A 13,176-nucleotide genomic window follows, 5' to 3' on the forward strand; every position below is an offset into this window, starting at 1 on the left:
CGTCGCCGCAACATAGTCGACGGCACGCGCGCGCGAGGACACGGAAACCCGCGATTACCCATGATTTTTACAAGGACATGCCATGGACCGGGAAAATGTACGGCCTCCGGGGCGCCGCCGTACAACCCGCGCTGCCCCCGGGAGGTCTCTCCGTCGCCGTTTTCCCTTGTCAGCACCTCCCCCGGAGTCCTCGATGGCCATCAGCGCCCGCCGTGAACGACAGTTGCTCGAAGCAGCTACTCCCCTCCTTCTTCCGGACGAGCGGGTGGAGATGACCAGCCTGGCGGCCGTCGGCACCGTCTCGGTGCGCAAGCAGGTGCTCACCGCGGCCGTGGTCGGCATCCTCAGCGCGGGCACGGTGATGGCCACGGTCAAGCCGCGCCCCATGTACATCGTCCTGACCGACCAGCGGGTCCTCTTCTTCGACGGCCCCAACGGCGGCAGGCCGGGCAAGCTGCTCGTCAACTTCCCCCGGCGGTACGTCTCCGCGGGCAGGACCAAGAAGGGCTTCCTCGGCCTGACCTACATCACCCACCTCACCCTGGCGGGGCAGGAGCAGAACCTGAAGGTGCTCTTCCCCGTCCAGCACCGCAAGGACGGCCCGAAGTTCGTCGCCGCGCTTCCGATGACGCACTGACGCCGACGCACCTCAGCGAGCCCCCCGAGCGCGCGGCGGCCGCGCGCTCAGCCCCGCACCTGGCCCAGCCATTGCAGGGTGCGCCGGATGTCGGCGGCCAGCGGATGGCCCATGCCGTGCACCCGCTCCACGTCCATCAGCAGCCGGGCCAGCATGTCGTGGGCGGCGGGGCGGTCGCCCAGGGCCAGCAGCAGATGGCCGATGCGGCGGCGGACGTCGTGGGCGAGCTGGGGGTCGCCGGAGACGTAGCGGTTCTCGTAGTAGGGCAGCAGCGCGCGGTACTCCGCGAGCGCGGCCGCCGGTTCGCCGAGCTGTTCCAGGCACTGCGCGGCCTCGTAGCGGTGGCGCAGTGACTGCGGATCGGCCTGGCCCGCCTCGGCGGCGCGTTCGTCGGCGAGGCGGCGCAGCTCGGGCAGCGCGCGCCGGTACTGGCCGTCGTCCAGGAGCGTGGCCGCGTACTGCTTGCGCAGGGTGCGGACGACCGGGGAGTGCTCACCGTGCTGTTCGGCGGCGGTGGGCAGGATGGCGCCGAGGATGTCGACGGCCTGGGTGATGCGCCCCTCCCCCAGCAGCCGCTTCACCTCGTCCACGGCCGCCGCGACGTCCGGCTTGTCGTCCACCGGCGGGGCCGGGGTGACCTGCGCGGGCTGCGGCGCCGGGATGCGGGCGCGGTCCGGCCAGGGGGCGTGCGGGCGCAGGAAGGGGCGCGTGGGGTCGAGGGGCGCACCGGTGGGAGTGCCGGGCGCGGGCAGCAGCGGCACCAGGTGCTCGTACACGTCCTGCGCGGAGGCCGGGCGGTCCTGCGGGTCCTTCGCCAGCAGCCGCAGCACCAGCCGCTCCAGCGGCTCGGGAACCTCCGGGCGCAGCCTGCGCACCGGCAGCGGCGGCTCGTACAGATGCCGGTGCAGCACCCCGAGCGCGGTGGACCCGGCGAACGGCACTTCTCCGCTGAGCAGTTCGTGCAGCAGCACCCCGAGCGCGTACAGATCGGTGTACGGCCCGACCGCTCCGCCCATCGCCTGCTCCGGCGCCATGTAGGCGGGCGAGCCGATCGGGGAGCCGGTGTGCGTGAGGCGGGTGGTGTCGGTGTCCATCACCGAGGCCACGCCCAGGTCGAGGACGGTGACCGTGCCGTCCTGCTTCACCATCACGTTGCGCGGCTTGAGGTCGCGGTGCACGATCGGCACGGCGTGGACCGCGCTCAGCACGGCGCACAACTGCGCGGCGACCGTCACCGCCCACTGCCACGGGTACGGGTCGTGCTCCGCGAGATGGTCGGAGAGGTCCGCGCCGTCCACGTACTGCATGACGAGGAACAGCTCGTCGCCCTCGCTGCCCGCGTCGTGCACCGTGACCAGCCCGGGGTGGTCGACCTGCGCGGTCACCCGGCACTCGCGCAGGAACCGGCGGCGCAGCTCGTCCGCCTCCTGCCCGGCCACCTTGTCCGGGCGCAGCAGCTTCACCGCCACACGCCGGTCAAGGCGCCGGTCGTACGCCGTCCAGACCTGGCCCATGCCGCCCTGGCCTATCAGCGTGGCCAGCTCGTACCGGGCCGCGACGACCCGCCCCTGTCCCATCGTCACTGTTCGCCCTCGTGCCGGTCGTGCTTGCGCAGGTAGTCGCTCAACTCGTCGAGTTCGGCGCGGACCTGGTCGATGCGCGCAGGGGCGGGACGGGTGGGCGCCTGGGGCGGGATGTTCTGCGGCGGAACGCCTTGGGGCGGCGGGGCAGGTACGTACGTCTGCGTCAGGGGGCCGGCGGGGAGCGAGGGCGGCACGGGCGCGGGCGTACTCGCGTAAGGCGACACGGGCGGGTAGCCGTAAGCCATGGGCAGGCTCTGGGGATGCGGTGGCGCATGGCTCGCGCGCCGCGCCTGCCGGTGGACCCGGATGTCCATCACCAGGAAGTACACGGCCGACACCACGGCGAGGGACAAGATCGTGACCGCCGCCACGTCTCCCCTCGGGTCCGTCTCCGACACCTCGCCGAACACCGCGAGGCACCCGACTGACACCACCAGGCTCATCCAGGCGGCCAGCCAGTCGTACCAGCGCCCACGCAGGAACGCGGCCCGGAACAGGGGCACGCACGCGAAGAAACCGCACGAGAGCAGGGCACAGGCCGTCATCATCAGTCGAAGGATGATGACGGTCGCCGTGTTGCGGGCGGGCGGCGGCTCGCCATGGCCGTACATGACTGCTCCTGGACCGGTTCGTTGTCGGACTCCGAGCGTATAGGCCGAGGCCGACAAGGCGTTATGAGTTGTACCGAACCGTTGTCCGGCTCTCCGGTATGTTCCGCGCGCCCGCCTGACGACCGGTCACTCCGGCGCGACGGTTCCGTCCGTGAGCCCGTCGTACATCCCGCGCAGCAACTGCTCCCCGAGCTGTCCGGCGTGGCGCAGCGCCCGCTCGAACTCGTCCATGGCGCGGAACCGGGCGCCGTAGCGGAGCTGTTCGGCCAGCGGCAGCCGGGGCAGTTGCAGGCGGCGCACGTCGAGGCGGGTGGCGGTGGAGGCGTAGCTGCTGGCCTGGCGGTTGTTGGCGGTGCCGCGCAGGAAACCGGCGAGGAACCACGGGTCCAGGGCGCTCGGGTCCGGGCGCAGCAGCACGAGGCTGCGGCCGAGGGCGGCGCCCGCCGTCGCCTCGTCCACCACGCGCGCGACCGAGCCGCCGCCGAGCACGGGGACGACCACGTCGCCCGGCTCGGTCAGCAGCGTCTCGTCGTCGCCGTCCGTCAGGGTGCCCGAGGGGCGCGATCCGGCGAGGACGTCGTGGTCGGTGAGGACGGGGACGCGGGCGGGGGCGGCTGCGGTGCCGGTGCCGGGGGTGTGCGCGGTTCCGCCGGTGCGCAGGACGAGGGCGCCGCCGCGGGCGAGTTCGCCGACGGTGGTGAGCGGCCAGCGGGTGGCGGGCGCGGTGGTCGCGGTGGGCGGGGTCAGCTCGGCGGTCAGGCGGAGGGTCTCGCCGAGGCGTTGGCGGACCTCCGCGAGCTGCTCGGCGCCGTCGGCGGCGGCCGGGGGCGGCAGATGGCGGGCGGGGGCCAGGTCCACGTCGTCGTCGAGGAGTTCGATGACCGGCACGGAACGCGCGAGGCCCGGGCGCTCCGCGAGCCGACCCTCACGTGCGAAGTCACGCCAGGCGTCGAGCGCGGCGTCCCGCACCGCCTGCAAGTCCGGACCGCCGCGCGCCTCACCGGCGAACCGGCCGGTGTCCACGAGCAGCACCTCCGGCGTCACGGGCGTACGCCCCGGCCTGCTCAGCACCCACACGTGCAGCGGGATGTTGTACGGCGGAGCCGCGCCGACCGGCAGCGCGATCACGGCCCGCAACGCGCCCCGCCGCAGCAGGTCGGCGCGGATACGGCGCCCGGAACGCCGCGAGGCCGTGGCCGGCGGCATCAGCAGCACGGCGGTGCCGCCGTCGGCCAGCCTGGCCAGCGCGTGCTGCACCCAGGCCAGCTCGGACTCGGTGCGCGCCGGGAAGCCGTACTCCCACCGGGGGTCGTACGCCAGCTCGTCGTGCCCCCAGTTGCGCTCGTTGAACGGCGGGTGGCACAGGACGGCGTCCGCGCGCAGCTCCGGGAACGCGTCGGCGCGCAGGGTGTCGCCGGCGGCGCCGCGGACGGTGGCGCGGCTGTGCAGGGCGAGCCGCAGGGCGGTGAGCGCGGCGAGGTCGGGGGCGCTGTCCTGGGCGTACAGGGCCTGGTCGGGGCGGGAGTCGACGGCGCGCAGCAGGGCGCCGGTGCCGCAGGCGGGGTCGAGGACGGTACGGGCGGGACCGGTGAGGTCGGCGAGGTCCGCCATCAGCCCGGCGAGTTCGGCGGGGGTGAGCGTGTACTGGCGCGGGTTGGCGTCCAGGTGCCGGCCCAGCAGGAACTCGAAGGTCTGCCGCGCCCCGAATTCCCCGGCGAGTTCGGCGGCGCCGCGCACGAGGGGGACGGAGGGGAGGAGCTGGGGGCCGGTGGGGGTGTGAACGGCGGCGTGAAAGGCAGGGGTGTGAACGGCGGTCGCCGGTTTCACGGGCGCGTGGGTGTTCACAGGCGGGGCACTGTTCTGCGGGTTCTCGGTGTTCACAGCCTCCGGCATGTTCACAGCGGCGGCGCCTCCATCCGGGCGGCGCGTGTGAACACCGCGCGTCGACTCGACGCCGAAGCGCGGGCCGATCACGTCGTTCAGCGCACCCGGCAGCATCGCGGCCAGGCGCTCGTCGGAGCCGGCGCTGATGTCGAGCCAGACGGTGGGCCGTTCCTGGATGAGCAGCATGACGCAGCCCACGTGCACCAGGGCGGTGACGGGGCCCTCGGGGTGACCCGCGAGCTGCTGCCAGACCCGCTCCCGCAGCGGTACTTCGGCGAGTTTCCCCTGCTTGCGCAGCCAGGACTCGACCTCCGCGAGGGCGAAGGAGGGGCTGGTCTCGGTGCCGCCGACCGGCTTGGGGAAATCACCGTGCCGGCGCCGCCAGTTGCTGACGGCGGCACGGCCCACACCGGCGAGCCGGGCGATCCCCGCCGCGGTCACCTCTGTCGCGTTGTCCTGCACCGGCTCCACTCCCCTCGTCGCATGTGTGCACCGAGCATACCGACGCACGCAAGACTTAACGATTCACACCTGTGCACTGCTCGTGTTCCGTGAACCGTGTTGACTCGGTTCACAGGCTCTGCTCTTATTGACCCAGCGAACGAGCGACCGACCGGAGGGGGCGGTCGCACGCATCGGGGAGGGGACCGTCATGGGCATGAAGGGCAGGATCGCGTTGAGCGCCGCCCTGGGGGTTGTCGTCATCGGTGTCGTGTCCGCGAACGCCGACCAGGGAATGGACGGCGGCCCCAGCGGCCCGCGCAACGGCCCCTCGGCCTCCTCGGAGGACAGCGCCCAGGACGGCAGACCCACGGGGAACGCCGGACGGAGCGCGGACACGGTCACCTTCGGCGGTGACGGCGCGTTCCGGGTCGGCACCGACATCCGGCCCGGCACCTATCGCACGACCGGCAACCCCGGCCGCCGCTGCCACTGGGAGCGCGCCGAGGACGCCTCGGGCTCCCTGGAGTCGGCGCTGGCCGGCGGAAGCGTGGGCGGCACCGGGTACGTCACCGTCGAGGCCACGGACAAGGTGTTCACGTCCAGCGGCTGCGCGCGGTGGCGGGCGGTGCCGGGCGCCGCACAGGGCCACCTCGTCACGTCGATGGACGGCGACGGGGGCATGTTCCGGGTCGGCACCGATGTCGCGCCGGGCACCTACCGCTCGACGGGCAACACGCCCGGCTCCTGCTCCTGGGAGCGCACCGAGGACGCCACGCACGAGCCCGGTTCGGTTCTCGCCGAGGACGACGTGACCGGCACGGCCGTCGTCACGGTCCGCGCCACGGACGCCTACTTCACGACGACCGGCTGCGGCGACTGGAAGAAGACGGACTGACCCGGCGTCACGCCCGGCCGCTCCCCGCTCGCCACCGCTCCCTCCCACCTCACTTCATCTCGTCACACCTCACCTCATCAAGGAACCGACATGCGCCGTACCGCACTTGCCGCCGTCTGCCTCGCCACCGCTGCCGCCGCCGGGCTCACCGGCTGTCTGTCGGGCGCGGACACGGCGCCGAAGGGACCGTTCGCCGGGCTGAGCGGCGGTCAGATAGCCGACCGTGCGATGAAGACGACCACCAAGGCGTCGACCCTGCGGATGCGGGGCACCGTCACCGACGGCAGCGACGACATCAAGATCGACATGGCCCTGAGCAAGAAGGGCGAGTGCGCCGGCACGATGGGCATGGGCGGCAAGGGCAGCGCCGACCTGATCAAGAGCGGCGACACCATCTACATGAAGTACAACGAGGCGTTCCTGCGGGACCAGGGCAAGGGCGAGTCGAAGGCCGACACGGACGCGGTCGTGAACATGATGGCCGACAAGTGGACCAAGATGTCGGCGACCGGCAAGGACGCCAAGGACATCGCGGGCTTCTGCGACCTGGACTCGGTTCTGGCCGGGGCGGTCGACGTCAACTCGGACGCCACCCGCGGCAAGACCACCACCATCGACGGCACCCCGGCCCTCACCCTCCACGAGAAGGACGGCAAGGACCGCTACACCCTGTACGTGGCGACCAAGGGCAAGCCCTACCTGCTGCGCGTCGACAGCTCCGCGGGCGCCAAGGAGCCGGTCCACCTCTCCTTCCTCGACTACGAGAAGCCGGTCGAGGCCAAGAAGCCCGCGGGCAAGATCATCGACCTGGACGCCCTGGGCGGCTGACCCGCGCGGCGATGTCGTGCAGCGACCCGGCTCAGCGTGCCCTGAACCGCGAGGGTGCGTTCGTCGGGTTGCCGCCCGTGGGAAGTTTCTGGCCGGGGCAGGTGGTCAGGACCTTCTTCATGGCGGCCTTCTCGGCGGAGGTGACCCAGAGGCCGTACTTCTTCTTCACGGCGACCTGGGCGGCCACGTAGGTGCAGCGGTAGGACTTGGACGGGGGCACCCAGGTGGCGGTGTCGCCGTCGCCCTTGCCGCGGTTGGTGCTCGCGTCGACCGCCAGGAGGTTGAGGGGGTCGTTGGCGAGGGCTATGCGCTTGCTGGGCTCCCAGTACTTGGCGCCCTTCTGCCAGGCGTCGGAGAGGGCGACGAGGTGGTCGATGTCGACCTGGCTGCGGCCCCGCCGGTAGGTGATGGTCTTGCCCGAGTAGGGGTCGTGTTCCAGCACGCCGTAGGTGACCTTGCACCGGCCTCCGCTGAACTTCACCTCCTCCAGGTCACGCTTGAGGATGTCGTCACGGGTGTCGCAGGAGTTGGAGTCGGTGTCCGCCCAGGCGCTGCCGAAGCGCTCGCGGGAGTAACCGGTCTTCGGTGCACGGCCCTTGACGGGCAGCGCCTCGGCGGCGCTCAGGGCCGCGCCGGAGGCGCCGGTCTCCTGGGGACCGGAGGAGCCCTCGGTCTGTTCGGTCCGGCATCCGGTCACTGCGGCCGCCATGACCACGGCGATGACCGCCCCGCCCCACAAGCGCCTCACGGTGCGCCCCCCTCGTTCGCGCCTGCCCGTCCACCGGTGCGGACGGTTCGATCCGCCCTCCACGGTAGCCGCCGGGCGGCGGCTGACGAACAGGAACCAAAGGGTCTTTCAGGTGCATCGGGGGCATCGGGGGTTCATGTTCTTTCCGGCTCCCACGAGTTCGCGTGCCTCACCTCCACGAGTTCGCCCGTCTCGTTCACACCTTGCCTATTCCCAGGGTCGATTCCGAGGGGAGCAGCCCGGAGGAGAGCACCGCGACCCAGTGGTCGCCCAGCAGGTCGGCCAGGCGGTCGGCGGCGGGTGCGCCGAGGGCCTGCCACGGAGCGGCGGCGAGGCGGTCGGTGTGCTCCTCGACGCGGCGGCGCAGGGCGCGGCCCGCGTCCGTGGCCATGCCGTCCGGCTCCACCAGACCGCGCCCGGCGAGGCGTTCGCGCGCGGCCTTCCACTCATCGGGGCTCCAGCCCCGGCTCGCGAAGCGTTCCACGGACGCGGCGCCTATCGCCGCGAAGGACACCAGCGACTCGACGGGATCGAGACCGGCGACGAGCAGGGCGGCCAGATGGCCGTCGCCGCGGTGTTCGCGCAGGATCGTGGCCGCGTGCCACAACTGGAGGTGCGGGGGCTCGGGCCAGGGCAGTCCGGCGTTGGCGGCGGCGAGGGGGCGGCCCGCGGTGTCCGCCGCCTCGGCAGCGCGCCGGGCGAGGACGGCGGCCTCGGCCAGCTCCGGACCGTCGACCCGGTCGCCGAGGACGGCCCGGTAGGCGCCGTCGATGCCGCGCAGGCGGGCGGTCAGTACCTCGTGCGGAGCGGCGACCTCCCACGCGCCGTCCATGTGCCGGGCCGCCATGCGGGGGCTGAAGCTGTAGAACGCCGAGGCCACCCGCTCGGCGCCGACCGGGCCCAAGGGGGCCGCGCGGAGCGGGAAGTAGCTCGGCCAGCGGTCCCCGGTGGCGTACCCGAGCGCCGCGGACTCCCGCTCCACCTCCGGGGCGTAGTAGAGCAGTGCGTGGAACGGCTCCAGCAGGTGCCAGAGCTGGCGTACGCGTGCCGTCCCCACCGTTTCCTCGGACATGCCGTGGCTCCTCCCCCGTACGCGACCCGCACCGGGCCGCCCGAACTTGACACTGTCCAGATTGCCGGGACCGCCGGAACTTGTCAATGACTAGATCGGGCGTACTCTGGGACCCATGAGTTCCTCGAAGCCGGCCCCCGCCGAGCGCCGTTCGTCGTATCACCACGGCGATCTGCGGCGCGCCGTCCTCACCGCCGCGCTCGACGCCATCGCCGCCGAAGGGCCCGCCGGGCTGAGTCTGCGCGACCTCGCCCGCCGGGCCGGGGTCTCGCACGCCGCGCCCGCGCACCACTTCAAGGACCGCACCGGGCTGCTCACCGCCATCGCGGCCGAGGGGTTCGGACTGCTGGCCGAGGCCCTGCGACAGGCCCCGGACCTGCGGGAGGCGGGCGTGCGCTACGTCCGCTTCGCGCGCGAGCACCCCGCGCACTTCCAGGTGATGTTCTCGCCGGAACTGCTGCGCGCCGACGACCTGGAACTGACCACCGCCCGCACCCTGGCCGCCGACGCGCTGGGCGCCGTCGTCGCCGCCGTGGACCCCGGCGACCGGGGCCCGGACGCCCGCCTCGCCGGCATCGCCGCCTGGTCCCTGGCGCACGGCTTCGCCACCCTGCTCCTCGGCCGCAACCTCGACGGACCGATGGGCGGCCGGGAACCCGAGGAGGTGTTCCACGCCCTCACGGCGATGCTGTTCCACTCGGCGGACGAGGGCTGACCGCCCCGCCACCCCCTACGACAACGGGCGCGTCCCCGAGGGAGACGCGCCCACTGCCACAACCGCGGAGCCCTCACGGCCCAGGAATCGTCACGACCCCAGGATCGACGCCAGGAACTCCCCGACCCAGGCCAGCAGTTCCCGCCCGACCAGCGGCTTGCCGCCGACCTTCGCGGTCTTGGGGCGCGGGACGAGCACCTGGTGCGCGTTGCCCTTGACGAGCGAGCCGGGGTACAGCCGCTTCAGCCGCAGCTCCTGCGACTCCCGCAACTCCACGGGGGCGAAGCGGATGTTGTTGCCCTGGAGGACGATCTCGCCCACCCCGCAGGCCCGCGCGAGCATCCGCAGCCCGGCGACCAGCAGCAGGTTCTCCACCGGCTCGGGCACCTTGCCGTAGCGGTCGGTGAGTTCCTCGCGGACGGCCTTGACGTCCTCCTCGGAGTTGGCGGCGGCGATGGCCCGGTACGCCTGGAGGCGCAGCCCCTCGCCGGGCGCGTAGTCGTGCGGGACGTGCGCGTCGACCGGCAGCTCGATCTTGACCTCGAGCGGCGGCTCCTCCTCGATCTCGCCGGTCTCCAGCTGGCGCCGGTAGTCGGCGACGGCCTCGCCCACCATGCGGACGTACAGGTCGAAGCCGACGCCCGCGATGTGCCCGGACTGCTCGCCGCCGAGCAGGTTGCCCGCGCCGCGGATCTCCAGGTCCTTCATGGCGACGTACATGCCCGCGCCCATCTCGGTGTGCTGGGCGATGGTGGCGAGGCGTTCGTGCGCGGTCTCGGTGAGCGGCTTCTCCGGCGGGTACAGGAAGTACGCGTACCCACGCTCACGGCCACGGCCGACACGGCCCCGGAGCTGGTGCAACTGCGACAGGCCGAAGTTGTCGCCGCGCTCCACGATGAGCGTGTTCGCGTTGGAGATGTCGATGCCGGACTCCACGATCGTGGTCGAGACCAGCACGTCGAACTTCTTCTCCCAGAAGTCCACCACGACCTGTTCCAGGGCCTGTTCGGACATCTGGCCGTGCGCGGTGGCGATGCGCGCCTCGGGGACGATCTCGCGAAGCCGGGCGGCGGCGCGGTCGATGGACTCGACCCGGTTGTGGATGTAGAAGACCTGGCCCTCGCGCAGCAGTTCGCGGCGGATGGCGGCGCCGATCTGCTTCTCCTCGTACGGCCCGACGAAGGTCAGGACCGGGTGGCGCTCCTCGGGCGGGGTGGTGATCGTGGACATCTCGCGGATGCCGGTGACCGCCATCTCCAGCGTCCTGGGGATCGGGGTCGCGGACATCGTCAGCACGTCCACGTTGGCGCGGAGCTTCTTGAGCTGCTCCTTGTGCTCGACGCCGAAGCGCTGCTCCTCGTCGACGATGACCAGGCCGAGGTCCTTGAACTTGGTCTCGGAGGAGAACAGCCGGTGGGTGCCGATCACCACGTCCACCGAGCCGTCCTTCAGCCCCTCCAGGACGGCCTTGGCCTCGGTGTCGGTCTGGAAGCGGGAGAGCGCCCGCACGTTGACCGGGAACTGCGAGTACCGCTCGGAGAAGGTGCCGAAGTGCTGCTGCACCAGCAGGGTCGTGGGCACGAGCACGGCGACCTGCTTGCCGTCCTGGACGGCCTTGAAGGCGGCGCGGACCGCGATCTCGGTCTTGCCGTAGCCCACGTCGCCGCAGATCAGGCGGTCCATGGGGACCGTCTTCTCCATGTCCTCCTTGACCTCGGCGATGGTGGTGAGCTGGTCGGGGGTCTCCGCGTACGGGAAGGCGTCCTCCAGCTCGCGCTGCCAGGGGGTGTCGCCGCCGAAGGCGTGGCCGGGGGCGGCCATGCGCGCGCTGTACAGCTTGATCAGGTCGGCCGCGATCTCCTTGACGGCCTTCTTGGCGCGCGCCTTGGTCTTCGTCCAGTCGGCGCCGCCCAGGCGGTGCAGGGTGGGGGCCTCGCCGCCGACGTACTTGGTGATCTGTTCGAGCTGGTCGGTCGGGATGTAGAGGCGGTCGCCGGGCTGGCCGCGCTTGGCGGGGGCGTACTCCACGACCAGGTACTCGCGGGTGGCGCCCTGGACGGTGCGCTGCACCATCTCGATGTAGCGGCCGACACCGTGCTGTTCGTGGACGATGTAGTCGCCCGTCTCCAGGGTGAGCGGGTCGATGGTCTTGCGGCGGCGCGCGGGCATCCGGGCGCCGTCGCGGCCCGCGGCCTTCTGGCCGGTCAGGTCGGTCTCGGTGAGGACGGCGAGCCCGAGGGCCGGGTCCACGAAGCCGTTGTCGATCGAGCCGCAGGAGACGTGCACCAGGGACGGGCTCAGTTCGCCGAGGTCCTGGTCGAGGCGGGCCGGGATGCCCTCGCCGCCGAGCACCTCGGTCGTACGGGAGGCAGGGCCGTGGCCCTCGGTGACGAACACCGTGCGCCAGCCGTCGGCCAGCCAGCCCTTGGTGTCGGCCAGGGCACGCGCGATGTCGCCCCGGTACGCCTCGGGGGCGCGCATCCCGAGCTTGAGCGTGTCGCCGTCCAGCTCCTCGTCGGCGGCGAACGGGGAGACCGACCACCACATCATGTCCAGCTCGCGCGCGCGGTCGCGCACGTCCGCGATGGACCACAGGGAGGCCGCGCCGACGTCGATGGGCGCCTCGCCGCCGCCCGCGCTGGCCGCCCAGGACGCCTGGAGGAACTCCTGGGAGGTGGCGACGAGGTCGGCGGCGCGGGTACGGACCCGCTCCGGGTCGCAGACGACGGTCATGGCGCCCTTGGGCAGCACGTCGATGAGCAGTTCCATGTCGTCGACGAGCACCGGCGCGAGGGACTCCATGCCCTCCACCGCGATGCCCTCGGCGATCTTGCCGAGGAGTTCGCCCAGCTCGGGGTGGTCCTCGGCGAGCGCACGCGCGCGGGCCCGTACGTCGTCGGTGAGCAGCAGTTCGCGGCAGGGCGGGGCCCACAGGCCGTGCTCGGCGACCTCCAGGGAGCGCTGGTCGGCGACCTTGAAGTAGCGGATCTCCTCGACGTCGTCGCCCCAGAACTCGACGCGCAGGGGGTGTTCCTCGGTGGGCGGGAAGACGTCCAGGATGCCGCCGCGCACGGCGAACTCGCCGCGCTTCTCCACTAGCTCCACGCGCGCGTACGCGGCGGCCGCGAGGGCTTCCACGATCTCGTTCAGGTCGGCGGTCTGGCCGGTGCGCAGGGATACGGGTTCCAGGTCGCCCAGGCCCTTGACCTGCGGCTGGAGCACGGAACGCACGGGGGCGACGACCACGGAGACCGGGCCGGTCTCGGGGTCGTCGGGACGGGGGTGGGCCAGGCGGCGCAGGACGGCGAGGCGACGGCCCACGGTGTCGCTGCGGGGGCTGAGGCGCTCGTGCGGGAGCGTCTCCCAGGAGGGGTACTCGACGACGCCCTCGGGCGGCAGCAGGGAGCGCAGCGCGGCCGTCAGGTCCTCCGCCTCCCGGCCGGTCGCCGTCACGGCGAGCACCGGCCGGCCGGCCTCGCGGGCGAGGGCGGCGATGGCGAAGGGGCGGGCGGCGGGGGGACCGACGAGGTCCACGTGCGTGCGGTTGCCGTCCGCGGCCGCCGTGGTCGCTTCCGCGAGGGCGGGGTCCTTGACTACTGCGTCCAGCAGACCGTGCAGGCTCATGCGAGGGGCTTTCCGTCCAGGGATGGGGAACGCGAACGGCCCGACTCGTTGCACGGGCCGGGGGTACGTTCCAGCGTACGTCGCTGCCGCTCGGCTTGGTCGGGGCTGTGGACAACCCGCGCTCGCGCCCCAGGG

Annotated in this window: 10 protein-coding genes; 4 read left to right on the plus strand and 6 right to left on the minus strand. The window is 72.5% G+C overall.

Annotation, left to right across the window (positions count from 1 at the left end; all coding sequences use genetic code 11):
• Window positions 1-193 precede the first annotated feature (193 nt).
• Window positions 194-637 (plus strand): hypothetical protein, encoded by a 444-nt coding sequence (locus tag ACWEEU_RS00420; protein ID WP_451726909.1) that lies wholly within the window; start codon window positions 194-196, stop codon window positions 635-637.
• A 47-nt stretch (window positions 638-684) separates the two neighbouring features.
• Here ACWEEU_RS00420 and ACWEEU_RS00425 read toward each other — a convergent pair whose 3' ends face one another.
• From ACWEEU_RS00425 to ACWEEU_RS00435, 3 genes are all read right to left on the minus strand, one after another.
• Complete coding sequence (locus ACWEEU_RS00425) at window positions 685-2,220, minus strand: serine/threonine-protein kinase (protein ID WP_385748239.1); 1,536 nt, start codon at window positions 2,218-2,220, stop codon at window positions 685-687.
• A complete protein-coding gene (locus tag ACWEEU_RS00430; protein WP_451726913.1) occupies window positions 2,217-2,831 on the minus strand; it encodes a hypothetical protein in 615 nt (204 codons plus the stop codon). Before ACWEEU_RS00430 ends, ACWEEU_RS00425 begins: the two co-directional genes overlap by 4 nt.
• A 126-nt stretch (window positions 2,832-2,957) precedes the next feature.
• Window positions 2,958-5,177 carry an N-6 DNA methylase gene (locus ACWEEU_RS00435; RefSeq protein ID WP_451726916.1) on the minus strand — a complete coding sequence of 740 codons (2,220 nt, stop codon included), beginning with the start codon at window positions 5,175-5,177 and terminating at the stop codon, window positions 2,958-2,960.
• A gap of 196 nt (window positions 5,178-5,373) precedes the next feature.
• Here ACWEEU_RS00435 and ACWEEU_RS00440 point away from each other — a divergent pair, with 196 nt between their 5' ends.
• Together ACWEEU_RS00440 and ACWEEU_RS00445 are read left to right on the plus strand one after the other, a co-directional pair.
• Window positions 5,374-6,054, plus strand: coding sequence for a hypothetical protein (locus ACWEEU_RS00440; protein WP_451726919.1), 681 nt, complete (start codon window positions 5,374-5,376; stop codon window positions 6,052-6,054).
• A gap of 90 nt (window positions 6,055-6,144) precedes the next feature.
• Complete coding sequence (locus ACWEEU_RS00445; protein WP_385748247.1) at window positions 6,145-6,882, plus strand: hypothetical protein; 738 nt, start codon at window positions 6,145-6,147, stop codon at window positions 6,880-6,882.
• Between the two features lie 31 nt (window positions 6,883-6,913).
• Here the strand turns inward: ACWEEU_RS00445 and ACWEEU_RS00450 are convergent, their stop codons facing one another.
• On the minus strand, window positions 6,914-7,630 hold the full coding sequence (locus tag ACWEEU_RS00450) for an HNH endonuclease family protein (protein ID WP_451726923.1): 717 nt from the start codon (window positions 7,628-7,630) through the stop codon (window positions 6,914-6,916).
• Between the two features lie 196 nt (window positions 7,631-7,826).
• Window positions 7,827-8,702: an SCO6745 family protein gene (locus ACWEEU_RS00455; protein WP_451726926.1), complete on the minus strand. Its 876-nt coding sequence runs from the start codon at window positions 8,700-8,702 to the stop codon at window positions 7,827-7,829.
• Between the two features lie 115 nt (window positions 8,703-8,817).
• On the opposite strand from ACWEEU_RS00455, the gene ACWEEU_RS00460 reads away from it, so the two are divergent.
• Complete coding sequence (locus ACWEEU_RS00460) at window positions 8,818-9,417, plus strand: TetR/AcrR family transcriptional regulator (RefSeq protein WP_451726929.1); 600 nt, start codon at window positions 8,818-8,820, stop codon at window positions 9,415-9,417.
• 90 nt (window positions 9,418-9,507) lie between these two features.
• Here the strand turns inward: ACWEEU_RS00460 and mfd are convergent, their stop codons facing one another.
• Window positions 9,508-13,041, minus strand: coding sequence for a transcription-repair coupling factor (gene mfd / locus ACWEEU_RS00465; protein WP_451726932.1), 3,534 nt, complete (start codon window positions 13,039-13,041; stop codon window positions 9,508-9,510).
• Window positions 13,042-13,176 lie beyond the last annotated feature (135 nt).

This window comes from Streptomyces sp. NPDC005004, from assembly GCF_053600675.1.

Excerpts from the sequence above, each read along its gene's own strand:
- ACWEEU_RS00420 (WP_451726909.1), top strand. The coding sequence starts at position 194 with ATGGCCATCAGCGCCCGCCGTGAACGACAGTTGCTCGAAGCAGCTACT.
- ACWEEU_RS00460 (WP_451726929.1), top strand. The coding sequence starts at position 8,818 with ATGAGTTCCTCGAAGCCGGCCCCCGCCGAGCGCCGTTCGTCGTATCAC.
- ACWEEU_RS00440 (WP_451726919.1), top strand. The coding sequence starts at position 5,374 with ATGAAGGGCAGGATCGCGTTGAGCGCCGCCCTGGGGGTTGTCGTCATC.
- mfd (WP_451726932.1), bottom strand. The coding sequence starts at position 13,041 with ATGAGCCTGCACGGTCTGCTGGACGCAGTAGTCAAGGACCCCGCCCTC.
- ACWEEU_RS00430 (WP_451726913.1), bottom strand. The coding sequence starts at position 2,831 with ATGTACGGCCATGGCGAGCCGCCGCCCGCCCGCAACACGGCGACCGTC.
- ACWEEU_RS00445 (WP_385748247.1), top strand. The coding sequence starts at position 6,145 with ATGCGCCGTACCGCACTTGCCGCCGTCTGCCTCGCCACCGCTGCCGCC.
- ACWEEU_RS00455 (WP_451726926.1), bottom strand. The coding sequence starts at position 8,702 with ATGTCCGAGGAAACGGTGGGGACGGCACGCGTACGCCAGCTCTGGCAC.